Here is a 21948-nt window from a genome sequence, read left to right on the forward strand (position 1 = left end):
GGACCGTCGCCATGGCTTATGACTCGATTTACAAACCCGACCTGTTCGCTGGCCAAAACATCATTGTCACCGGTGGCGGCAGCGGCATCGGTCGTTGCACCGCTCACGAGCTCGCTGCCCTCGGCGCGCATGTGCTGCTGGTGGGGCGTAATGCCGACAAACTGAAAAAGGTCGCCGCTGAAATCACCGAAGACGGGGGTAAAGCCAGTTGGCAGGTCTGCGATATCCGCGATGAAGACTCCGTCACGCAATTGGTCAGCGAATTGATCCGCAAACACGGGCCGATTCATGGGCTGGTCAACAATGCCGGGGGGCAGTACCCCTCGCCGCTGGCGTCGATCAATCAGAAAGGTTTCGAAACCATACTGCGCACCAATCTGGTAGGCGGTTTTCTGATGGCCCGGGAGGTGTTCAATCAGTCCATGAGCAAGCATGGCGGCGCCATCGTCAACATGCTCGCCGACATGTGGGGTGGCATGCCCGGCATGGGTCACTCGGGCGCGGCGCGCTCGGGCATGGACAACTTCACCAAGACCGCCGCGTTTGAATGGGGCTATGCCGGGGTGCGGGTCAACGCCGTTGCGCCAGGCTGGGTCGCCTCCAGCGGCATGGACACCTACGAAGGTGCGTTCCGGGCCGTGATCCCGACCCTGTGTGAACACGTGCCGCTCAAGCGCATCGGCACCGAATCGGAGGTCAGCGCGGCGATTGTTTTCCTGCTCAGCCCGGCAGCCGCTTTTGTCAGCGGCAGCACGTTGCGCATCGACGGTGCCGCCAGCCTCGGCGGGCGGGCCTGGCCGATGCACAAGGCGCAGAACAGTCATTCGTACAACGGCTTTCACCGCGCCTATTTACCCGAAGTACTCAGACCCGACGTGTCCAAACCAGACATCCCCAAGCCAGACGAGCTCAAGGACAAGGAGTAACCATGCCGGTCATCCAGTCCCAAGTCGACCCGTTCAGCGAAGCGTTCGCCCGCAACCGGGCGGCCATGCTGGCCGGCATCGAGCAGGTCCGTCAGCTCGAGCAGAACCTGCTGAGCAAAGCCGCCGAAGCCAAACCCAGGTTCGACAAGCGCGGGCAACTGCTGCCCCGTGAACGCCTTAATCTATTGCTCGATCCCGGCGCGCCGTTCCTCGAACTCGCGAGCCTGGCCGGCTACAAGCTGCACGACGACAAGGACGGCAGCTCGGCTGGCGGCGGTTTGATCGCCGGGATCGGTTACGTGTCCGGCGTGCGGGTTTTGGTGGTGGCGAACAACAGCGCGATCAAGGGTGGAACGATTTCCCCCAGCGGTTTGAAAAAGTCCCTGCGCCTGCAACAGATCGCCATGGAAAACAAACTGCCGGTGATCACCCTCGCGGAAAGCGGGGGCGCCAACCTCAATTACGCGGCGGAGATTTTCGTCGAAGGCGCGCGCAGCTTTGCCAATCAGGCGCGGATGTCGGCCATGGGCCTGCCGCAAATCACCGTGGTCCATGGCTCGGCCACGGCGGGCGGCGCTTATCAGCCGGGGTTGTCGGATTACGTGGTGGTGGTGCGCGGCAAGGCCAAGCTGTTTCTCGCCGGGCCGCCGCTGCTCAAGGCAGCGACTGGTGAAGTCGCCACCGATGAAGAACTGGGTGGCGCCGAGATGCACGCGCAAACCGCCGGCACCGCCGAATACCTGGCCGAGAACGATGCCGATGGTGTGCGCCTGGTACGCGAAATCATGAGCCTGTTGCGGTGGAACGATCAGCTGCCATGGTTACCCGAACGTCGCTGGGAAGAACCGCTCTACCCCATCGACGAACTGCTGGGTCTGATCCCGGATGACCCGAAAAAACCCTACGACGTGCGCGAAATCATCGCCCGGATTGCTGACGCTTCGAACTTCCTCGAATTCAAGGGCGAGTTCGATCAGCAGACGGTGTGTGGGCATTTGCAGATTCAGGGTCGAGCCTGCGGCTTCATCGGCAACAACGGCCCGATCACCCCCAAAGGCGCGAGCAAGGCGGCGCAGTTCATTCAGCTCTGCGATCAGAGCCAGACGCCCCTGCTGTTTTTCCACAACACCACCGGCTTCATGGTCGGCACCGAGTCGGAACAGCAAGGCGTGATCAAACACGGCGCGAAGATGATTCAAGCGGTGGCCAATGCTCGGGTGCCTAAATTGACGATCGTCGTCGGCGGCTCCTACGGCGCCGGCAACTACGCGATGTGCGGCCGCGGCCTCGACCCGCGCTTCATCTTCGCCTGGCCCAACAGCCGCACCGCGGTGATGGGCGGCGCTCAGGCCGGCAAAGTGTTGCGGATCGTCACCGAAGCCAAACAGCTCAAGGACGGGTTGGTGCCCGACCCGAAAATGCTCGACATGCTGGAACAGGTCACCGCGCAGAAACTCGACAGCCAGTCCACCGCGCTGTATGGCAGCGCCAACCTGTGGGACGACGGGCTGATCGATCCGCGGGACACCCGCACGTTGCTCGGGTATTTGCTGGACATCTGCCATGAGGCCGAGGTTCGTTCGCTGCAATCCAACAGCTTTGGTGTAGCCCGTTTTTGATGACGCAGAGCCTCTAAGGCTGCATTCCCACGCATAGCGTGGGAACGATCACAGGAGAACAATAAAAATGATCTTCACCCAGGAACACGAAGCACTGCGCCGCACCGTCCGCCAATTCGTCGATCACGAGATCAACCCTCATGTCGAGGAATGGGAAAAGGCCGGGCGCTTTCCGATCCATGAGATCTTCCGCAAGGCGGGCGACCTCGGTCTGCTGGGGATTTCCAAACCGGAAAAATTCGGCGGCATGGGGCTCGATTACAGCTATTCGATTGTGGCTGCCGAAGAGTTCGGCACCATTCATTGCGGCGGCATTCCGATGTCCATCGGCGTGCAGACCGACATGTGCACCCCGGCTCTGGCGCGTTTCGGCTCCGATGAACTGCGCGATGAGTTCCTGCGGCCGGCGATCACCGGCGAGCAGGTCGGCTGCATCGGCGTCTCCGAAGTCGGCGCGGGCTCCGACGTAGCAGGTTTGAAAACCACCGCCCGCAAGGACGGCGACGACTACGTGATCAACGGCAGCAAGATGTGGATCACCAACTCGCCGAGCGCCGACTTCATCTGTCTGCTGGCCAACACCTCGGACGACAAGCCGCACATCAACAAGTCGCTGATCATGGTGCCAATGAACAGCCCCGGGATCAGCCTCAGCTCGCACCTGGACAAGCTCGGCATGCGCAGCTCGGAAACCGCCCAGATATTCTTCGACAACGTGCGCGTGCCGCAACGCAACCGCATCGGCCACGAAGGCGCGGGGTTCATGATGCAGATGCTGCAGTTCCAGGAAGAACGATTGTTCGGCGCGGCGAACATGATCAAAGGCCTGGAGTACTGCGTCGACAGCACCATCGAATATTGCAAGGAGCGCAAAACCTTCGGCAATGCGCTGATCGACAACCAGGTCATTCATTTCCGCCTGGCGGAATTGCAAACCGAAATCGAATGCCTGCGGGCGCTGGTCTATCAGGCCACCGAGCAATACATCAAAGGCCAGGACGTCACCCGTTTGGCGTCCATGGCCAAACTCAAGGCCGGGCGACTCGGTCGGGAAGTCAGCGACAGTTGCCTGCAATATTGGGGCGGCATGGGCTTCATGTGGGACAACCCGGTGGCGCGGGCTTACCGCGATGTGCGGCTGGTGTCGATCGGCGGCGGTGCCGACGAAATCATGCTGGGGATCATCTGCAAACTCATGGGCATCCTGCCGGGGAAAAAGAAATGAGCACCCTCCCTGTTTGTCAGACCTTGTTGCTCGAACAACATAACGGCGTTCTGCACATCACCCTCAATCGTCCCGACAGTCGCAACGCCATGAGCCTGCAAATGGTCGCCGAGCTGCGCGCGGTGCTGGCGGCGGTGCGGGATGACCGGCAGGTTCGCGCGTTGGTTATCGGCGGTGCCGGCGGGCATTTTTGTGCCGGTGCCGACATCAAGGACATGGCTAATGCCCGCGCTCAAGGCGCGACCGCCTACCGCGAATTGAACCGTGCGTTCGGCGCCTTGCTGGAAGAAGCTCAGCACGCGCCGCAAGTGGTCATCACGGTGCTGCAAGGCGCGGTGCTTGGCGGTGGTTTCGGTCTGGCCTGCGTCAGCGACATCGCGATGGCCGATCATCAGGCGCAATTCGGCCTGCCGGAAACCAGCCTCGGCCTGTTGCCGGCGCAAATCGCGCCGTTCGTGGTGCAGCGCATCGGCCTGACCCAGGCCCGTCGACTGGCCCTGACCGCCGCACGGTTCGATGGCACCCAGGCACGACGGATGGGGCTGGTGCATTTTGTCGAGCATGACCCGCAAGCCCTGGCCGAGCGCCTCGATGAGGTGCTGGCCCATGTGTTGTGTTGCGCACCGGGGGCGAATGCGGCGACCAAAAAACTCTTGCTGGCGAGTGCCGCACAACTTTCGGATGGCCTGCTGGATCAGGCGGCCGAGTGGTTCAGTGAAGCAGTGACCGGGGATGAAGGGGTCGAGGGGACGATGGCTTTTGTGCAGAAGCGTAAACCGGGGTGGGCCGTTTAAAAGCTTCGCGAGCAAGCCCGCTCCCACAGGGTTCATCAGTGGTCATTCAATCCTGGACACCCTGGAGATCCAATGTGGGAGCGGGCTTGCTCGCGAAGAGGCCATCACATTCACCGCAAAAACCAAGGGAACAACCCATGCCCGCCTTCAGCAAAATCCTGATCGCCAACCGCGGTGAAATCGCCTGCCGCATCCAGCGCACCGCGCAAGCGCTGGGCTACCGCACCGTCGCCGTGTTCAGCGATACCGACGCCGATGCATTGCATGTGCAGATGGCCGACGAAGCCGTGAACATCGGCCCGGCCCCGGTGAAGCAGTCTTATCTGAACATCCCGGCAATCATCGACGCCGCCCGGCGCACCGGTGCCGATGCGATCCACCCCGGTTACGGCTTCCTCTCGGAAAACGCAGAATTCGCCCTCACCTGCCAACAGGCTGGCATCATCTTCATCGGCCCCAGCCCCGAGGCTATTGAGCTGATGGGCAGCAAACGTCTGTCGAAACTCGCCATGATCAAGGCGGGCGTGCCCTGCATCAAAGGCTATCAGGGCAGAGAACAGGACGACGCGACCCTGAGCCGCGAAGCCGCGCGCATCGGCTACCCGCTGATGATCAAGGCCAGCGCCGGCGGTGGCGGTCGTGGCATGCGCCTGGTGCACAGTGCCGCCGAGTTGCTGGAGCAACTCCGCACTGCGCGTTCCGAAGCGCTGCACGGGTTTGGCAGCGACGAACTGATCCTCGAGCAAGCCTTGATCGACCCGCGTCACGTCGAGGTTCAGGTGTTCGGCGATCAGCACGGCAACCTGATCTACCTCGGTGAGCGCGACTGTTCGATCCAGCGCCGCCACCAGAAAATCATCGAAGAAGCGCCCTGCCCGATAATGACCACCGATTTGCGCCAGGCCATGGGCGAGGCAGCGCTCAAGGCGGGTCGCGCGGTGAATTACGTCGGCGCTGGCACCGTGGAATTCCTGCTGGATGCTCGCGGGCAGTTTTACTTTCTGGAGATGAACACCCGGCTGCAAGTAGAACACCCGGTGACCGAACTGATCACCGGCCTCGATCTTGTGGCCTGGCAGTTACACGTTGCCGAAGGGCTGCCATTGCCGTTGCGACAGGAGCAGGTGCAGCTCAACGGGCATGCCATGGAGGTGCGCCTGTACGCCGAAGATCCAGCCCAGGGATTTCTGCCGCAAACCGGGCGAATCGCAGCCTGGGAGCCTGCGTTGCTGGGCAGCGTGCGGATCGACCATGGCCTGATCGACGGCCAGTCTGTCAGCCCGTTCTATGACCCGCTGCTGGGCAAGCTCATCGCCCACGGTGCCACCCGCGAAGAAGCCCGGCGCAAGTTGCTGCGGGCGGTACAAGACAGCGTGCTGTTGGGCGTGCAAAGCAATCAGCGCTTGCTCGCCAGCCTGCTGGAACATCCACAGTTCATCAGCGGCGAGTTCAGCACCGGGTTCATCCCCACGTACTTCGCCGATCATCCTTGCCTGCATCCCCACGTGCCGAGCGCCGAAGAACTGGCCATCGCCGCGGCGCTGTTTTATCAAGCTTCAGCACAGACTCATCGCGCCCCGCTGGCCGGTTGGCGCAACAACGCCAGTGTGCCTTTGCACTACCGAATCGGCCTGGAGGATCAGGCTTGGCCGGTGGAATTGAACGCTGAACCTGGCAAACCCTACCGTGCTCGGGTTGGCACTCGCGCCCTCGAACTGAAGGTCATCGGGTGCGACGGACGCTGGGCTACCCTGGAACTCGACGGCATCCGCCAACGCCATGCCTACCGCCTCGAAGCCGGGCAACTCTGGTTGTTCATGCGCCCCGGCAGCCTGCGGCTGGTGGATGGGACTCAGGCGCTGGTCAGTGGACAGGTTAGTGTCAGCTCCGGCACGCTCAAGGCGCCGATGGACGGGGCGATCGTCGATGTATTGGTCAGTGAGGGCAGCCCGGTCAGCAAAGGCCAGCTGCTGGTGGTGCTCGAAGCGATGAAAATGGAGCATCCGCTCAAATCGGGTATCGACGGCGTGCTCAAACGCTTGCAGGTCAGAGTCGGCGATCAGGTAAAAAATCGTCAGATTTTGTTGGAGGTCGAATAAGCCGCTAGGCGGATCCGCCGGGTTTGGCTACGCTCAAGCCCTATCAGGACGCGGATACCAGGAACCCTGCGATGCCTCACTGGTTGGTCATTGATCTGGAAGCCACCACCGATGAGGGTGGCTGGCCAGTAACAGAAATGGAAATCATCGAAATCGGTGCCACCCTCGTGGACCGCAAGGGCCAGGAACTGGATCACTTCCAGCGCTTCGTGCGCCCGTTGCGCCGGCCCTTGCTGACGCCGTTTTGCCGGGAGCTGACCCACATCACCCAGGCGAATATCGATGCCGCACAGCCGCTCACCGACATTTGGCCGTTGTTCGAACGCTGGCTCGGCCAACATCACGCGCGCCTGGAAGGCTGGGCCAGTTGGGGCGATTACGACCGCAAACAACTGCTTCAGGACTGGCAGCGCCTGCAACTCGACAGCGCCCTGAGCCGGGTGCCGCACATGAACCTCAAGCAACGCTTCGCCAAGGCTTGTCGGCTCGAGCGCCCGCTGAACCTCAATGGAGCCCTGCAACTGGCGGGCCTGCAGTTCAACGGCCAGCAGCATCGGGCACTGGAAGACGCGCGCAATACTGCGCGTTTGTTACCGCTGATTTTCCCCGCTAATCCTTGAGTGCAGGAGGTGACGCCTATCGACACCTTGTGCATACTGGCCGGCCCTTTTTAGCCCTTTTCGAGGAACCGCCCATGTTTAAAGTCAACGAGTACTTCGACGGCACCGTCAAGTCGATCGCCTTTGGCACCGCTGAAGGTCCGGCGACCATCGGCGTCATGGCACCGGGCGAATACGAATTCGGCACCAGCCAACGTGAAATCATGCACGTGGTGTCCGGCGCCCTGACCGTCAAACTGCCTGACAGCGACACCTGGGAAACCTTCGCCGCCGGCAGCCAGTTCAACGTGCCCGCCAACAGCAAATTCCAGCTGAAAGTGGCCGTCGACACCGCTTACCTGTGCGAATACCGCGGCTAAACCCCTGGGTTTTCACTGCGACAAAAAAATGCCCATGTCCAAGGACACGGGCATTTTTTCATTTTGAAGGGCTTTTATTCGAGGATCGTCACCGGCATGCCGACTTCAAGCCGGCCATTGCCGTCGTTGACCAGGTTCTGACCGAACATCGCGCCGTCGGCCTCGGTGCGGTATTTCTGCAAGGTGGCCAATGGTTCACGATCTTCGCTGCGTACACCGGTTTGCGGGTCGATGGTGGTCAGAATGCAGCGTGAACAGGATTTGACTACACGGAACTCGACGTCGCCAATGCGGATGCGCTTCCAGCTATCTTCGGCATACGCTTCACTGCCCTCGATCACCAGATTGGGCCGGAAACGCAACATTTCCAGTGGCCGCCCGACCTTGCTCGACAAGTCTTCCAGCGACGCCTGGCCAATCAGCAACAACGGAAAGCCGTCGGCAAAAGCCACTTGATCATCGTCCTTGCCATAGCCGGCCTGGGTGGTTCGCGCGCGATCAAGCGGCACTTGCACCAGGCGCGTCGGCTTGCCGATGAACTCACTGACCCAGGCACCCGCCGCATCGCCCGCATCGGGAACGCGCAAGGTGTCGCGCCAGATGGTCACGCCACGCAGATCGGCATCGCCGTCAGGCAACACAATATCGATCGGTGAATGGTCCGGGGCACTGAGGGTCAAGCCGCCGTCGGCATTCCACAACGCCGACAGCTGACTCATTTTCGCGACCGCGCGCTGGGTCAGAAAGCGCCCGCTGGCCTCGTCCACCAGCATCCAGCGTCGATCGCCGTCCAGTCCCAGCTTGTCCAGGCTGACCTGATTGAGGGTCTCGCCCTTGCCGGATTTCAACGGATAACGATAAAGCGCGCTCAGACGCAGCATGGCCAGCTCCCTGGTGGATAAAACCGCCACCCTATACGAGCTTGATTACCGAATCAAAGGCCTATGGAGAGGGCTTGCCCGCTTTTCGTAGGAGCCAGCGGTGCGGCGATCCGACTTGCCCATTTCAGGCCGGTACTGCGTCGAGCATCAAGCGCTGGCGCACCACGTCGACGAGTTTGTCGGGCTGGAACTTGGAGAGGAAATTGTCGCAGCCAACCTTCTTCACCATCGAGTCGTTGAAGCTGCCCGACAGCGAGGTGTGCAAGACCACATACAGGCCGCGCAAACGGGGGTCGTTACGGATTTCGGTGGTAAGGCGATAGCCGTCCATTTCCGGCATTTCCGCATCGGTGAAGATCATCAGCAGCTTGTCAGTCATGACTTCGCCCGTATCAGCCCAGGCCTTGAGCATGTTCAGCGCCTTCAAGCCATCGCTGGCAATGTGCATCTTCACGCCCAGTTGCCCCAAGGTGTCGCGCAATTGCGACAGGGCCACGTTCGAGTCATCCACCAGCAGCACTTCACGGCCACGGGCGCGCTCCAGAACCGGATCGTCGAGTTTGTCGCGCGATACCTTGGCGTTGTACGGAACGATTTCAGCCAGGACTTTTTCAACGTCGATGATTTCCACCAACTGGTCATCGACCTTGCTGATGGCGGTCAGGTAATGCTGGCGACCGGCACTGGTCGGCGGCGGCAGAATGGCTTCCCAGTTCATGTTGACGATGCGGTCCACGCCACCGACCAAAAACGCCTGCACCGAGCGGTTGTACTCGGTGACGATGATGGTACTGGTAGGGCTTGGTACCAGCGGGCGCATACCGATTGCCTGGGACAGGTCGATCACCGGCAACGTCTGGCCACGCAGGTTGACCACACCGCAAACAAAGGGATGGCGTTGCGGCATCAGTGTCAGCTTCGGCAGCTGCAGCACTTCCTGGACCTTGAAGACATTGATCGCGAACAATTGCCGTCCGGCCAGCCGAAACATGAGAATTTCCAGGCGATTCTCACCCACCAGTTGCGTGCGTTGGTCTACCGTGTCGAGAATGCCGGCCATTTAATGACTCCTGGGCTTGTTCTGATGAATTCACTAAAGGGAGTTATCGGCTGTTTTTGCCGGATCTTGACTCCCAGACAAAATGCCACGACCAAGCATTGATGCCACATTAACATCATGCTTTACTGGCTCCGTGATTTTCATCTGCTTCATTCCCTGCCGCGCGACCTCGGTTTGCACGTAAGGTTCCCCTGCGTAAGGGATTCCCCTAGTAACAATCAGGCCCAACCTGATATTCGCAATATCCAATAGCCATTAATGTGACGCCATTCTCATTGCATGAATGGAGTCAGGCTTTTGTGTGCAATCGCAGGTCAGTGGCCATCCAACCTCTCGAGTTCCCTGTCGGCGCTCAAACCTGCCAGAGCGCGATCTCACAAGGGCATGGCAGCGCCGGGACACGTAGGGTTCCCATCGGCATACACGACATTCCCTTATCTGACATGACGTTGTGGAGATAAACATGCCGAACGACACCAAAGAGTGGGCTCAACGATTTCCAGAGTTTCTCGTCGAGGCTGAAACACTCTTGACCAAATCCGAGGAATGCCTGAGTCATTTGCAACTGATCAGCAATGACAAGGACGCCATCGATTGCATGCTCAGCACCCTTCTCAAGCTGTCCAGCAAGGCCGATGCCCTGGCATTGGCGGCGGTCTCGGAGTTCTCGCTGCATATTCATGGATTGCTGAGCCACGCGCAGAACCACATCGACCTGCACGATCAAGCCCTGGATGCACTCAAGGACTGCTTCACATTACTGGCCTGGCAACTCGAACTCATCGATCAGACTACCGGCCAACTCGGTCTCGATGACAGTGAACAGACCTCGCTAATTGAAGCATTTGCGTTTCAAGTGGGGTAAAGTCAGTTTCAGCCGCCCAGCCACTCCAGACCGTTCAGGCTCGTTTCGTTCTCGGAACGACCAGCTTAAAATCACCAGCTTCTAGCCGTATTGCGCTTTTTATTGCCATGACGCCCGCCGTAATTTGATGCGCTCGTCGCAATTGAATATTTCATACCCGTCGATGACAGCTCTGAACAAATACCCCCTGACTCGACCTCAGATAGTACTGTCAGGTAATCGCTATCTTTTCACGATAAAAATTCGACGCCTTTTCCATTATGGAACTATTGTCCAAAAACTATATTCCTGTCTGTGTAGCGCTATATACCGAACGCGACCAACGGTATCTTAAGTGGTATTATGCCGACCATTAGTTGACGTCAATTAATGACAGAGTGATTCCACACGAGCACATTGAAGGCTGTAATTTCGAGCACTGCACCGCAGCCATTTGAAGGCGACTTCACAACAGATTTCCACCCAGAGACCCGTCAGCCCTTATGGCCGGTCTGCCCGCAGCGAACATCCATTGGCTCCATCCGCTATGTACGCCAGCCTCAAGTCAATTACCCTTTGGCCGCCTTCCCGAAAAAACGCGCGCCGGTTCACGCTTTTACTGTGCATCTGCTCGGCGCTCGGCAGCCTGCTGGTCTACAGTCTGTCCATGCCTCTGCCGGTGAGTTTGCTGGCACTCAATAGTGCGGCGTTGACCTGTGTCTGGGTGGGACATCGCCTCTCGCGAAAATCGATAAAGTTTCAACCTCAAGAACTGGCTGACCGTCTGCTGCAAGTGCAGGAAAACGAACGCCACCGGCTCAGTCGTGAGTTGCATGATGACATCGGTCAATTGCTGACCGCCGCCAAACTTCAAAGTGAATGGCTCAAACGACGATTGCCCGAAGAACTGCAGGGGCAGTGTTCGGTACTCTGCGATACGCTGGACGAAACCCTGACCAAGGTTCGTGACGTTTCGGCCATCCTGAATCCGCGGCAACTGGCCAGTCTCGGGCTGGAAGCCAGTTTGCGTGCGCATTTGCTCAGGACCCTGGCCAATACCTCCGTGCACTGGAGCCTGGAATGCCATCAACGCTTGACAGGCATTCCGGAAGAAATGGCAGTGGCGGCTTTTCGAATCACTCAAGAAGCGATTACCAATATACTGCGTCACGCCGAGGCCAGTAATCTGTTAGTCCGCCTGCAACGCCTGCCCCAGGGCCTGACGCTGTTGATCAGCGATGACGGCCTGGGTTTCTCACCCGCGGCAGATCCCGCACGCGAGGGGCAACGCGGAATGGCCGGGATGTCGGAACGGATCGATCATTTGGGTGGCACACTGACCGTGACCAGCGAACCGGGCAAAGGCACTCAAATAGAAGCACTCTTCCCCTGGGCGCCGCGTGCGCTGGAACGGGCCAGTACGAATAAGGTTATGCATTGACTTGTAACTTACTTCTGGTGGACGACCACTCGCTTATCAGGGCTGGCGTGCGCGCTCTGGTGCTGGATATTCCCGGCTATGCGGTAATCGGGGAGGCCAATGATGGCTCGCAGTTGGTCGAGATGGTCGAGCTGCTATCCCCGGACATCATTCTGCTGGATATTTCCATGAAGCAAACCGATGGCCTTGAAGCCTTGCAGCGACTCAAAAGAGTACGCCCGCAGTGCAAAGTGCTCATCTTGTCGATGCACACCGACCCGGCGCTCATCATGCAGGCATTGGAATCAGGGGCTCATGGCTACCTGCTCAAGGACACCACGGCCAGCGAACTCGAGCATGCGCTGGATGCCTTGCGCAATAACGAACGCTACCTGAGCCCGGCCATTGCTCATACCGTCATCAACCAGGCGCTGACCCGACACCAGAAAAATCAGGCGCAAACCCAGGACTCGCACAACCTGACGGCACGTCAGCTGGAAATCCTGCGACTGATTGTCCGCGGAAAATCCACCCGGGAAATCGCCAATGGCCTGGGCCTGAGCATCAAGACCGTCGAAACCCACCGCTCGCAAATCATGAAACGCTTGCAGATCTACGATGTGGCCGGCCTGGTGCTGTTCGCCGTACGCGAGCAAATCATCAGTCTGGACGATTAGCCGGATTCGAGACGCTCAGCAGCGGCGAACCCTCGGGCAAATGCACACGCAATGCCGCCGGACGCGCCGAGAAACGCAGACTATCGCCCTCCAGAGGTTCACCATCAAGGTTGATATAAAGCCCCTCCGAGACTTTGATCTCGACCCATGGCAAGCGAGCTCGCACAAACATGTTGTCGATTCCGAAGCCATCGGTCAGCAGGTCTTTCAAGGTACTGACCACCTCCTGTGGCGCGGGCAAAATGCTGATATCCAGCAGGCCATCGTCAGCCAGCGCCTGTGGGCACAACACATGACCACCGCCAGCCTGACGGCCATTGCCAATACCCAATGCCAACAATTCGCCGCTCCAGTGAAAATCCGGCCCCTGCAACTCGCCATAGGCCGCATGCAACTCACTGAAGCGCGATAAACCCGTGAAGAGATAAGCGGCGCCTCCGAGAATTTTTTTCAGATCCTCGGAGGTGTTGGCCGTGACCTGACTGCCAAAGCCGCCCGTGGCCATGTTCAGGAAAACTTGCCCGCCGACTTCTCCCAGATCAATGGCTCGCGGGGCAGTCTCCAGAAGGTCCAACGCCTGAGCGGGCTCCAGAGGCACACCGGCAGCGCGGGCAAAATCGTTGGCGGTGCCCAAGGGCAAAAGCACCAGACTGGCCTGCGTCGAATGCGCCGCCATGGCTTCGGCAATATCACGCAAGGTCCCATCACCGCCGCCGGCAATCAGCTGTGTATAGCCTGCCGCCAGCGCTTCTTCTACCAACCGCTGCGCATCACCGGCCTCCCAAGTCAGTCGAACAGCCAGTTCCCAGCCCTGCTGGCGCTTGCCTTCGACAGCTGCACGGACCTCCTCATTGGGGGCCTGCTTGCCATGCAGAATCAACAGCGCCTTGCGCTCACTCATTTTTGCCACTCCCGAATCCGCAATCTCATGGGATATGTTGACCTCGCAGCCCCTTATAAAAGTCGCAAGAATTTGAATTATTTCCAGGGGAAGGAAACGTGAGTCCTACAGAGTGGTGTTTTTTCTTACAAAACGTGAGGAATCGGCTCAATTGACCCACCTGGGCAATTGGTACACCGTTGTGTCTCGGTTATCAGTCATCACCCGTTAATTGGACACAGGGACGTGAAAAACAATGAATAGAACCCCCTCAGGAACCTCAAAAAGCGCAAGCAATGGTATCGACCACTTGAATGGTTTAACGCAAGGAGCCAACTCCTCCATGCAAAACAATGAACTCAGACTACCGGTAACTCCGGTCGCGCCGTTCGCAGAAAATCGCGCCAATCATCAGGCTGAACTCAAAAACAGCGCAAAGCCCGCCGGAGAAGTCGATATGGAACCTCGCATCATTGAACTGGAAGCACACCTCAAGTACATCCGAAGAGACATGGATGAAGTCCGGGATGACGTCAAATCCATCAAACACAGGCTTGCCTATTCAGCTGGCGGAACAGCCGTGATCCTGGGACTTCTGGCCTGGATCGCCAACAGCCGCTTCGACCAGGTCGTGACACTTCTGGCACATTAAGGAATGGTCATGCATGCAAGCCCAAGGCGATGACCCGGGCTTGCGTGGCAAAACCAGCGCCAACTCAGCTCAAGACTTCACTCAGCGGGATGAAGCTCACCCAATCACCCTCGATCAGCGTACGGCCCTCCAGCACTTCAACCAGGCCGTCAGCCCAGGCTGCACTGCGCAGTACGCCAGAACTCTGATTCCTGTAGATGATTGCCCGGCCATTCTCCAGACGTCCGCGCAAGTACTCACGTCGGTTACCGGCCTTTGGCCAGACAAACCCTGCCGGCACCTGAAACTTCAGGGGCTCAACCTCTTTGACGCCTTGGCGGCGCAAAAGGTAGGGCCTAGCCAACAGAGCAAAAGTCACCAGTGTCGACGCCGGATTGCCGGGTAAACCAATCACAGGCACGCCACGAAAATGCCCGAACGTCAGTGGTTTGCCTGGTTTGATGGCAAGCTTCCACAGAGTCAATTCGCCCTCTTCCCGCAAGGCAATGCCCAGAAAGTCGGCCTCTCCCACCGATACACCGCCGGTCGAGAGAATCAGGTCGACATCCTTCAACTCGCCAAGGCGGGCACGAGTGGTCGCTAAATCATCGGGAAGAATCCCGGCATCGATCACCTCACACCCCAAGCGCTGTAACCAGCTGCAGAGCAATACTCGATTACTGTTATAGATCTGTCCCGGCCCAAGGGCCTTGCCTGGCTCAATCAGCTCATCACCGGTAGACAAAACCGCAACACGAACCTTGCGAACCACCTCCAGCTCAGCGCATCCCAGCGACGCCGCCAGCCCCTGCTCGATAGGCCCCAAACGCGTTCCCGCGGGCAAGATCAGCTCACCGACGGTGGCTTCCTGACCTTGTGGACGGATGTTCTGTCCTGGGGTCATGGTCTCGGTGAAACGTACCCGCTCATCCGCCTGAACCTCGGCGTTCTCTTGCATCTCGACACAGTCGGCACCTGCGGGCACAGGCGCGCCGGTGAAGATCCGCGCACAGGTACCCGGCTTCAAGGGCTCCGGGGCCTGGCCTGCAAAAATCTTCTGACTGACCACCAACGGCTCTCCCGTCCAGTCGGCCAGGTGCAAGGCATAACCGTCCATGGCACTGTTGGGCCAAGGCGGCAAATCAAGTGTCGAGACCAGGTCAGTGGCCAGTACACGCCCCTGAACCTGCACCAACGGCAAGCGTTCGTGTTCATCAATCTTCGAGGCGTCGGCCATTTCCAGTAAACGCGCCAGTGCTTCCTCGACAGCCATCAGGTTGCCAGTCTTGCCTGGCTTACCCGCGGGATTCACAGGGTGCCGCCTGTTTCAGATGGGCCACGAAATTGCACGGACGGTGACGCGAATCCAGTTGCTCGGCGAGAATGCCATCCCAACCGGTGCGCACCGCATTGGTCGAGCCGGGTAAACAGCACACCAGCGTGCCATTGGCCAGACCGGCCAAGGCCCGGGACTGAACCGTCGAGGTGCCAATATCCGCGACCGATATCTGCCGGAACAATTCACCAAAACCATCGACTTGCTTATCCAGCAGGCAACTCACGGCTTCGGGCGTGCTGTCGCGACCGGTGAACCCGGTACCGCCGGTGATCAACACCACTTGCACGACCTCATCGGCAATCCAGCTGGCGACTTGCGCGCGAATTTTGTAGAGGTCATCTTTAAGCAGTACACGGGCCGCCAGGTTATGACCGGCAGCGCTCAAACGGTCGACGAAGACCTGGCCTGAGGTATCGGTTTCCAGGGTACGGGTATCGCTGACAGTCAGCACCGCGATATTGAGCGGTGCGAAAGGTACATCAGCCTTGGCTTTCATAGGCTCGTCCAGTTGTAGGAGAAACAGCCCGGTGTTATATCACAGCGCCTCATTTTTTCGCCGCCCCCATGGAGAAGTGCGATGACCTCGAATACACCTCTGCCGCCTTGCTCCATTCTGCTCCTGGCCGGCGGCCGTGGCCAACGCATGGGCGGTCAGGACAAGGGGTTGCTGGATTGGCACGGCGAACCGCTGATCGCCCATCTGCACCGCAAGACGCGCCCGCTGAGTGATGACCTGATCATCTCCTGCAACAGAAACCTGGAAAAATATGCGCCTTATGCGGATCAGTTGGTCCATGACGACGAAGGCGACTTTCCAGGACCATTGGCCGGTATTCGCGCAGGCTTGAAAGCCGCCCGCCACACTCACTTACTGGTGCTGCCCTGCGATGTACCACGCATCGATGCCGCGCTGCTCCAGAACATGCGTGAAACCGCCGGACAGCATCCGGACAAACCGTTGATGCTGCGCCATGGCGAACATTGGGAACCCTTGCTGTGCATCATTCCTGTCGCGCTTTCAGCGGCTTTCGAGACCGCCTGGAACGAAGGCGAGCGCAGCCCGGGTCGCCTTATGCGCAAGCTGGGCGCCACAGCCCTGCAATGCCCGGACAACGACCCTCGCCTGGCCAATCTCAATACGCCGGAACTGTTAGGCACACACCACACTGTGTCAGACTGACATGCGAAGGAACTTGCGTGCGTTGTACACGTCTCAAGCTCGGCAACCAAAAGAATTCCCATTCGGAGACACACCCATGACCCAACGGACCCTCGCCACTTTCATGCTCGCACTGGGCCTTGCGACCCTCGCCGGTTGCGCATCGCCTACAGTGATCACCTTGAATGACGGTCGAGAAATCCAGGCTGTCGACGCGCCTAAGTACGATGAAGAATCGGGCTTTTACGAATTCGAACAACTGGATGGCAAGCACACCCGCGTCAATAAAGATCAGGTCCGTACCGTTAAAGATCTGTAATCTTTGCGGCGACAACCGGATACAGAAAAGCCCGCTTTATAAAGCGGGCTTTTTCGTGGCTGAAGAAAAGCAGAGTCGTTAGACCTGTGATCACCACTGCAAGGTGATAGTGCTTTCGAATTCTCTTTCCTGCCCCGTGACCGGATCGACAAATCGCAGCCCTTGGGCCAACAGCTTCAAGGGGTTGGCATAGTCATCTTCAACGTCCTTGAGCACCTGCGGATAGAACGGATCATTGCAGATGCTGGCCCCCAGAGCTGTCATGTGAACTCGCAACTGATGTTTCTTGCCCGTCACCGGGTACAGAGCATACCGCCAGAGTTCACCATTTTTTTCCCTGACCTCGACAGCCGTCTCGGTGTTGCTGAGGCCCGGACCTTCTTGCATGCGAAAAAACGGCTCGCCATCGATAAGTCGACTTTTATGGACCAGCGGAAAGGAGTGTTCTGGCAATGCCCGGGCGATTGCCTCATAGCGCTTTTCGATCTGGCGTGCAGGAAACAAGGATTGATACGCCGACCGACTCTGAGGGTTGGCTGAAAACAGTACCAGCCCCGCCGTATGCCGGTCGATCCGATGCAAAGGCACCAAGTGCGGGTTATCCAGGCGACGGATCAGGCGCCGTAGCAATGTCTGCTCAACGTATTCACCCGCCGGCGTCACAGGGAGAAAGTGCGGTTTGTCCGCCACCACCAGATGCTCGTCGGCGTAGAGGATCGACTCCACCACCGGGATCGGTTTTTCGTCCGGTACTTCACGGAAATAATGAATCCTCAGACCTTCCTTATAAGGCAGATCCAGGGCGATCGGCAGGCCTTGCCCATCGAGGACACGACCGCGCGCAATTCTGTCCAGCCATTGTTCACGACCGATGGCGCTGAAGTGTTCGCACAGGCAATCGAGTACGGTCTGCCACGGCCCAGGCGGCAGATAGAGCGTGCTGGCCTGGTTGTGTGCAGCAGAAAAAGATGAAGTGGACATACGAAAAGCTCTAACCCTCAATACAGAGCGGCATTATCCAACAGTGGCCGGAACGAACCTAGAAGAGAATCCTCAGGCCGGTATCGACTGTGTTCGAGCGGCCGCTTCGGTGAACTCCTTGAGCCAGCGCAGCACATCGACCGCTTCCCAGCGCCCCGGATCATAAAGCGCATACAACAACCCCTGATAACCCACGACATCCAGTTGTCGGTGATAGCCCGCACGCTGGAACAAGGCTTCGATTTCGGCGAAACAGGTATTGAAATGCAATTTGTTGAAGGGCGTTTTCCCCTCCGTGACCAAGCCATCCAGACGCAATTCGAGGACGGCCTCGCGCACCACGTCCGCCGACATCCGGTTCACGCTGTTCTTCAATTGTTCGACATTGACCATGATTCATCCCTCTTGCACCCGACTTGCCTGCTCAAACCCGAAAACCAGCGGCGGCAAGGCAGCATCACGAATAACTGTATACGCATACAGTATCCGAATAACATCGGTTAAGCCAAGGTATCAATCATAAAGTTCGACACGCGGGAACACCGTCACCGTCCCTCCTACCGCAGGAACGCCACCACTTCATCGGCACCGAACGGCCAGCCCAGCTCAGCGCCGGTATCGACCCGTCGTAACACCGGAATACGCAGACTGTAAGCTTCGAACCAGGTTTCATCGTCAGCGATATCCACCAGCTCCACCAACAGACCACGCTCGACAAATTCCATCAGCATGGCTTCGGCGAGTTCACAGAGATGGCAACCAACGGTGCCGAACAGCTGACATTCAGGAGGCATGACGACAAGACCAAACGAAGTAAGCGCTCATTCTAGGCCCGCTATCAAAAGCAGTCGAGCCGATGCCCGATCTGTCTGAGCAATGGCTGATTTCAAGAGATTTCGGCAAACTCCTGACGCACATCATTCGCCTCAACTGTCATTTGCGCGATGCTCGCGTCTTTTTTGCCTCTACGCTTGAGTAGTCAGAACCCTCACCGGAGTTTTTTGTGTTCGCCAATCTGTTGATCATCTTCACCTCCTCTCTGGTGGTGATTGCACTGTTCCAGCGCCTGCGCTTGCCACCGGTGCTGGGCTACCTGTGCGTAGGGCTGATGATCGGGCCGACCGCGTTCAACTGGGTGAATGAAAGCGAAGAGTTGCCCGACCTTGCCGAGTTGGGCGTGGTGTTCTTGCTGTTCTCCCTCGGGCTTGAGTTTTCCCTGTCGAAAATGCTCGCACTGCGCCAAGTGGTTTTTGGCCTGGGCAGCCTGCAAGTGCTGTTTTCCGGGATAGTGCTGGGGGGGTGCTGATGCTGTTTGGCATGCCAACCATACCTGCACTGTTACTCGGTGCCGGTTTGGCGCTGTCGTCCACCGCCATTGTCAGCAAGGAGTTGAGCAGCCTCGGTGAGCTTTTCAGCCGCCACGGCCAGAATGCCATCGCCGTGCTGTTGTTCCAGGACGTGGTCGCGGTGTTGCTACTGACCCTGGTGCCGGTGTTCGCCGGCACCAGCGACCAGGTTTGGTATTGGGCTCTGCCATTGACTCTGGGCAAGACCATGGTGCTGTTCGTCGGGCTGCTGCTGGTCAGTCGCTGGTTTCTGCCACGCCTGTTTCATGAAGTCGCCGCGTCCCGGTCCGCGGAGCTGTTCGTGCTGTTGGCGCTGGTGATCGTTCTGCTGACGGCCTGGCTGACTCACCTGCTCGGCCTCTCTCCAGCCCTGGGCGCCTTTCTCGCCGGCATGCTACTGGGGGAAAGCCACTACCGGCATCAGATCGAGGCGGACATCCGTCCGTTCCGCGACATTCTGCTCGGGGTGTTCTTCGTCAGCATCGGCATGCTGATCGACTTGCGCTTGTTTGCCAGCCACGGCCTGCTGATTCTCGGTCTGACGCTGGGGTTGCTGCTAATCAAAGGCACCGTGGTCGCGCTGCTGGTCAAATGGCGCGGCAGCGATGTCGAAACCGCCTGGCGCAGCGGCCTGGCATTGGCTCAAGGGGGCGAATTCTGCTTTGCCCTGATGACGCAGATGCAGCAGAACAAACTGATGCCCGCCGACTTCGGTGGCCTGCTGCTGGCCGCCACGTTCTGCTCGATGCTGGTGACGCCTTTACTGCTGCGCGCCGCTCCCCACATCGCCACACGTTTGCACCACAAGCCCAACGAAGAAGCCGAGCTCGAAGAAATCAGCGCGCTCAACGCTGGCTTGCACAATCACGTAGTGATTTGTGGCTACGGCCGCGTAGGCCAGTCCATCGGGCGCGTCCTGCGTAATGTAGATCAGCCTTACATTGCGCTGGATACCGACCCGGTGCGGGTTCAGGAAGCAGCGGTCAATGACAGCTGTGTTCATTACGGCGACTCACGTCGCGGCGAGCTGCTGGTCGCGATAGGGCTGGAACGCGCCAGACTGCTGGTGGTCGCCGTGGACAAGACGGACATCGCACTGTTGATACTCAAGGAGGCACGCCGGTTCAACCCTAGCGTGTCGATCCTGGTGCGCACACGGGACGACAGTCAGTTGGCCGAGTTGAAGGCGGCGGGCGCCAGCGAAGTCGTACCCGAGTTGCTGGAGTCGAGCCTGATGCTCGCCTCCCACGCGCTGATCATGCTGGGCATACCCGGCCAGCAGGTGCGAGACCGGGTCGACCAGGTACGGCGTGACCGCTATCGCCTGCTGCACGGTTTTTACCCCGGCGCTGACGATGAGGAACGGTGATTCAATCCTGACTCACGGCACCGATCTTGTGCACCGACAAGTCCGCGCCGTGATATTCCTCTTCCTGGCTCAAGCGCAGACCATGGAACGTCTTGATCGCGCCGTACACCGCAAAACCGCCGGCCAGCGCTACGATCACCCCCAGAGCAGTGCCGATCAACTGACTGATCAGGCTCACGCCCCCCAAACCACCCAAGGCGGTTTGACCGAAGATGCCACAAGCGATTCCGCCCCAGACACCACACAGTCCATGCAAAGGCCAGACGCCCAGCACATCGTCGATATGCCATTTGCCTTGGGCGGCGGTAAAGCACCAGACAAACAGTGCCCCGGCGATGGCTCCGGTCACCAATGCGCCGATCGGGTGCATCAGATCCGAGCCGGCGCAGATCGCCACCAGTCCGGCCAATGGGCCGTTATGCAGAAAGCCCGGGTCATTGCGCCCGATGATCAACGCCGCCACGGTGCCGCCGACCATGGCCATCAGCGAGTTCACCGCCACGAGCCCGCTGACCCCTTGCAGCGTCTGGGCGCTCATCACGTTGAAGCCGAACCAGCCGACGATCAAAATCCACGAACCCAACGCGAGAAAGGGAATGCTCGACGGCGCGAATGCCACCAGTCGTCCGTCGCGATAGCGACCTTGCCTTGGCCCGAGCAACAACACCGCCGCGAGTGCCAGCCAGCCGCCCATGGCGTGAACCACCACAGAGCCTGCGAAGTCATGGAAGCTGGCGCCGAAGCGTTCCAGCAACCAGGCTTGCAGACCAAAGTTGCCATTCCAGATCATGCCTTCGAAGAAGGGATAGATAAATGCCACGATCAGCGCCGTCGCACACAACTGAGGGGCGAACCGGGCGCGCTCGGCGATGCCTCCGGAAATGATTGCCGGTATCGCCGCAGCAAAGGTCAACAAAAAGAAAAATTTCACCAGCCCATAGCCATGATCGGCAGTGATCACCGCCGCCGGCTGCATGAAAGTGACCCCGTAGGAAATCCAATAGCCTATAAAGAAGTAGGCCAGGGTCGAAATGGCGAAGTCGCTGAGGATCTTCGACAAGGCGTTGACCTGGTTCTTTTGTCGAACCGTACCCACCTCGAGAAAGGCGAAACCGGCGTGCATGGCCAGAACCATGACCGCACCGATAAGGATGAACAACGTGTTGGAGCTATGGACCAGACTGTCCACAGCACTTTGCAGATTTTCCATGGATTGGCAGACCTGAAGGCTGAAAAAGCACCAAAGCAGTTCGCGCAGATGGCTCGCGCACCAAGTTGCAGCTTATCCAGACTGAAGCGTTGATCCGGATGAACCGCTTTGGCGCACAAGAACGGAGCCTTTGCGCGAGTTTTGATTATTTGAGTTAAGGTTTTCCTGAAATCATGCCCAGCAACAGCGC

The 21948-nt window shown here is 58.8% G+C and carries 21 protein-coding genes and 2 pseudogenes; 14 read left to right on the forward strand and 9 right to left on the reverse strand.

The window, feature by feature from the left end; genetic code table 11:
* The first annotated feature begins 11 nt into the window (after positions 1-11).
* The 7 genes from IC37_RS15245 to IC37_RS15275 all read left to right on the forward strand — a co-directional run bounded on the left by IC37_RS15245 (position 12) and on the right by IC37_RS15275 (position 7642).
* Positions 12-926 carry an SDR family oxidoreductase gene (locus tag IC37_RS15245; RefSeq protein WP_030132285.1) on the forward strand — a complete coding sequence of 305 codons (915 nt, stop codon included), beginning with the start codon at positions 12-14 and terminating at the stop codon, positions 924-926.
* Positions 927-928: 2 nt separating this feature from the next.
* Positions 929-2545, forward strand: coding sequence for a geranyl-CoA carboxylase subunit beta (gene atuC, locus IC37_RS15250; protein ID WP_030132286.1), 1617 nt, complete (start codon positions 929-931; stop codon positions 2543-2545).
* A gap of 67 nt (positions 2546-2612) precedes the next feature.
* Positions 2613-3770, forward strand: a complete 1158-nt coding sequence (atuD, locus tag IC37_RS15255) for a citronellyl-CoA dehydrogenase (RefSeq protein ID WP_030132287.1) — start codon at positions 2613-2615, stop codon at positions 3768-3770.
* Positions 3767-4564 carry an enoyl-CoA hydratase/isomerase family protein gene (locus IC37_RS15260; RefSeq protein WP_030132288.1) on the forward strand — a complete coding sequence of 266 codons (798 nt, stop codon included), beginning with the start codon at positions 3767-3769 and terminating at the stop codon, positions 4562-4564. The genes atuD and IC37_RS15260 overlap by 4 nt, the downstream gene beginning before the upstream one ends.
* Before the next feature lie 137 nt (positions 4565-4701).
* A complete protein-coding gene (locus IC37_RS15265) occupies positions 4702-6663 on the forward strand; it encodes an acetyl/propionyl/methylcrotonyl-CoA carboxylase subunit alpha (RefSeq protein ID WP_030132289.1) in 1962 nt (653 codons plus the stop codon).
* A 71-nt stretch (positions 6664-6734) separates the two neighbouring features.
* Positions 6735-7283, forward strand: coding sequence for an exonuclease domain-containing protein (locus IC37_RS15270; protein WP_030132290.1), 549 nt, complete (start codon positions 6735-6737; stop codon positions 7281-7283).
* Positions 7284-7357: 74 nt separating this feature from the next.
* Positions 7358-7642 carry a pyrimidine/purine nucleoside phosphorylase gene (locus tag IC37_RS15275; RefSeq protein ID WP_007895072.1) on the forward strand — a complete coding sequence of 95 codons (285 nt, stop codon included), beginning with the start codon at positions 7358-7360 and terminating at the stop codon, positions 7640-7642.
* Between the two features lie 74 nt (positions 7643-7716).
* On the opposite strand, the gene IC37_RS15280 is transcribed toward IC37_RS15275, so the two are convergent.
* Together IC37_RS15280 and IC37_RS15285 are read right to left on the reverse strand one after the other, a co-directional pair.
* Entirely contained in the window at positions 7717-8523 is an 807-nt protein-coding gene (locus IC37_RS15280) for an MOSC domain-containing protein (RefSeq protein ID WP_030132291.1), read from the reverse strand.
* Positions 8524-8647: 124 nt separating this feature from the next.
* The gene (locus IC37_RS15285) at positions 8648-9583 is read right to left on the reverse strand and encodes a chemotaxis protein CheV (protein ID WP_030132292.1); all 936 of its coding nucleotides are present in this window, start codon (positions 9581-9583) and stop codon (positions 8648-8650) included.
* Between the two features lie 463 nt (positions 9584-10046).
* Here IC37_RS15285 and IC37_RS15290 point away from each other — a divergent pair.
* The 3 genes and pseudogenes from IC37_RS15290 (at position 10047) to IC37_RS15300 (ending at position 12524) form a co-directional block, all read left to right on the forward strand.
* Positions 10047-10517, forward strand: a pseudogene (locus IC37_RS15290) (hypothetical protein).
* A gap of 457 nt (positions 10518-10974) precedes the next feature.
* Positions 10975-11868, forward strand: coding sequence for a sensor histidine kinase (locus IC37_RS15295; RefSeq protein ID WP_030132293.1), 894 nt, complete (start codon positions 10975-10977; stop codon positions 11866-11868).
* Positions 11865-12524, forward strand: coding sequence for a response regulator transcription factor (locus tag IC37_RS15300; protein WP_030132294.1), 660 nt, complete (start codon positions 11865-11867; stop codon positions 12522-12524). The genes IC37_RS15295 and IC37_RS15300 overlap by 4 nt, the downstream gene beginning before the upstream one ends.
* Here the strand turns inward: IC37_RS15300 and yegS are convergent.
* Positions 12508-13425: a lipid kinase YegS gene (gene yegS / locus IC37_RS15305; protein WP_030132295.1), complete on the reverse strand. Its 918-nt coding sequence runs from the start codon at positions 13423-13425 to the stop codon at positions 12508-12510. The two genes, IC37_RS15300 and yegS, sit on opposite strands and share 17 nt — an antisense overlap.
* 322 nt (positions 13426-13747) lie before the next feature.
* Here yegS and IC37_RS15310 point away from each other — a divergent pair, with 322 nt between their 5' ends.
* Positions 13748-14056 (forward strand): hypothetical protein, encoded by a 309-nt coding sequence (locus IC37_RS15310; RefSeq protein WP_030132296.1) that lies wholly within the window; start codon positions 13748-13750, stop codon positions 14054-14056.
* 64 nt (positions 14057-14120) lie between these two features.
* Here IC37_RS15310 and glp read toward each other — a convergent pair whose 3' ends face one another.
* Both glp and moaB read right to left on the reverse strand, forming a co-directional pair.
* Entirely contained in the window at positions 14121-15308 is a 1188-nt protein-coding gene (glp, locus tag IC37_RS15315; RefSeq protein WP_371916328.1) for a gephyrin-like molybdotransferase Glp, read from the reverse strand.
* Positions 15309-15330: 22 nt separating this feature from the next.
* Positions 15331-15870 carry a molybdenum cofactor biosynthesis protein B gene (moaB, locus tag IC37_RS15320; RefSeq protein ID WP_030132298.1) on the reverse strand — a complete coding sequence of 180 codons (540 nt, stop codon included), beginning with the start codon at positions 15868-15870 and terminating at the stop codon, positions 15331-15333.
* An 81-nt stretch (positions 15871-15951) separates the two neighbouring features.
* On the opposite strand from moaB, the gene mobA reads away from it, so the two are divergent.
* Positions 15952-16554 carry a molybdenum cofactor guanylyltransferase MobA gene (gene mobA, locus IC37_RS15325; protein ID WP_030132299.1) on the forward strand — a complete coding sequence of 201 codons (603 nt, stop codon included), beginning with the start codon at positions 15952-15954 and terminating at the stop codon, positions 16552-16554.
* Between the two features lie 76 nt (positions 16555-16630).
* On the forward strand, positions 16631-16852 hold the full coding sequence (locus IC37_RS15330) for a YgdI/YgdR family lipoprotein (RefSeq protein WP_007895056.1): 222 nt from the start codon (positions 16631-16633) through the stop codon (positions 16850-16852).
* A 90-nt stretch (positions 16853-16942) separates the two neighbouring features.
* On the opposite strand, the gene IC37_RS15335 is transcribed toward IC37_RS15330, so the two are convergent.
* The 3 genes from IC37_RS15335 to IC37_RS15345 form a co-directional block, all read right to left on the reverse strand.
* Positions 16943-17833 (reverse strand): pseudouridine synthase, encoded by an 891-nt coding sequence (locus IC37_RS15335; protein ID WP_030132300.1) that lies wholly within the window; start codon positions 17831-17833, stop codon positions 16943-16945.
* A 72-nt stretch (positions 17834-17905) separates the two neighbouring features.
* Positions 17906-18226 (reverse strand): hypothetical protein, encoded by a 321-nt coding sequence (locus IC37_RS15340; RefSeq protein WP_007895054.1) that lies wholly within the window; start codon positions 18224-18226, stop codon positions 17906-17908.
* 164 nt (positions 18227-18390) lie between these two features.
* A complete protein-coding gene (locus IC37_RS15345; protein WP_030132301.1) occupies positions 18391-18627 on the reverse strand; it encodes a glutaredoxin family protein in 237 nt (78 codons plus the stop codon).
* Between the two features lie 209 nt (positions 18628-18836).
* Between IC37_RS15345 and IC37_RS15350 the strand changes: the two are divergent.
* A pseudogene (locus IC37_RS15350) lies at positions 18837-20548 on the forward strand (cation:proton antiporter).
* A gap of 1 nt (position 20549) precedes the next feature.
* Here the strand turns inward: IC37_RS15350 and IC37_RS15355 are convergent.
* Positions 20550-21758 (reverse strand): ammonium transporter, encoded by a 1209-nt coding sequence (locus IC37_RS15355; RefSeq protein WP_030132303.1) that lies wholly within the window; start codon positions 21756-21758, stop codon positions 20550-20552.
* Between the last annotated feature and the right edge of the window lie 190 nt (positions 21759-21948).

Origin of the sequence: Pseudomonas sp. QTF5, from assembly GCF_000512695.2 — a bacterium.
In the GTDB taxonomy this organism is placed as follows: Bacteria; Pseudomonadota; Gammaproteobacteria; order Pseudomonadales; family Pseudomonadaceae; genus Aquipseudomonas.

Coding starts and splice junctions, on each gene's coding strand:
- IC37_RS15245 (WP_030132285.1), top strand. CDS start 12: ATGGCTTATGACTCGATTTACAAACCCGACCTGTTCGCTGGCCAAAAC.
- atuC (WP_030132286.1), top strand. CDS start 929: ATGCCGGTCATCCAGTCCCAAGTCGACCCGTTCAGCGAAGCGTTCGCC.
- atuD (WP_030132287.1), top strand. CDS start 2,613: ATGATCTTCACCCAGGAACACGAAGCACTGCGCCGCACCGTCCGCCAA.
- IC37_RS15260 (WP_030132288.1), top strand. CDS start 3,767: ATGAGCACCCTCCCTGTTTGTCAGACCTTGTTGCTCGAACAACATAAC.
- IC37_RS15265 (WP_030132289.1), top strand. CDS start 4,702: ATGCCCGCCTTCAGCAAAATCCTGATCGCCAACCGCGGTGAAATCGCC.
- IC37_RS15270 (WP_030132290.1), top strand. CDS start 6,735: ATGCCTCACTGGTTGGTCATTGATCTGGAAGCCACCACCGATGAGGGT.
- IC37_RS15275 (WP_007895072.1), top strand. CDS start 7,358: ATGTTTAAAGTCAACGAGTACTTCGACGGCACCGTCAAGTCGATCGCC.
- IC37_RS15280 (WP_030132291.1), bottom strand. CDS start 8,523: ATGCTGCGTCTGAGCGCGCTTTATCGTTATCCGTTGAAATCCGGCAAG.
- IC37_RS15285 (WP_030132292.1), bottom strand. CDS start 9,583: ATGGCCGGCATTCTCGACACGGTAGACCAACGCACGCAACTGGTGGGT.
- IC37_RS15295 (WP_030132293.1), top strand. CDS start 10,975: ATGTACGCCAGCCTCAAGTCAATTACCCTTTGGCCGCCTTCCCGAAAA.
- yegS (WP_030132295.1), bottom strand. CDS start 13,425: ATGAGTGAGCGCAAGGCGCTGTTGATTCTGCATGGCAAGCAGGCCCCC.
- IC37_RS15310 (WP_030132296.1), top strand. CDS start 13,748: ATGCAAAACAATGAACTCAGACTACCGGTAACTCCGGTCGCGCCGTTC.
- glp (WP_371916328.1), bottom strand. CDS start 15,308: ATGGCTGTCGAGGAAGCACTGGCGCGTTTACTGGAAATGGCCGACGCC.
- moaB (WP_030132298.1), bottom strand. CDS start 15,870: ATGAAAGCCAAGGCTGATGTACCTTTCGCACCGCTCAATATCGCGGTG.
- mobA (WP_030132299.1), top strand. CDS start 15,952: ATGACCTCGAATACACCTCTGCCGCCTTGCTCCATTCTGCTCCTGGCC.
- IC37_RS15330 (WP_007895056.1), top strand. CDS start 16,631: ATGACCCAACGGACCCTCGCCACTTTCATGCTCGCACTGGGCCTTGCG.
- IC37_RS15335 (WP_030132300.1), bottom strand. CDS start 17,833: ATGTCCACTTCATCTTTTTCTGCTGCACACAACCAGGCCAGCACGCTC.
- IC37_RS15340 (WP_007895054.1), bottom strand. CDS start 18,226: ATGGTCAATGTCGAACAATTGAAGAACAGCGTGAACCGGATGTCGGCG.
- IC37_RS15345 (WP_030132301.1), bottom strand. CDS start 18,627: ATGCCTCCTGAATGTCAGCTGTTCGGCACCGTTGGTTGCCATCTCTGT.
- IC37_RS15355 (WP_030132303.1), bottom strand. CDS start 21,758: ATGGAAAATCTGCAAAGTGCTGTGGACAGTCTGGTCCATAGCTCCAAC.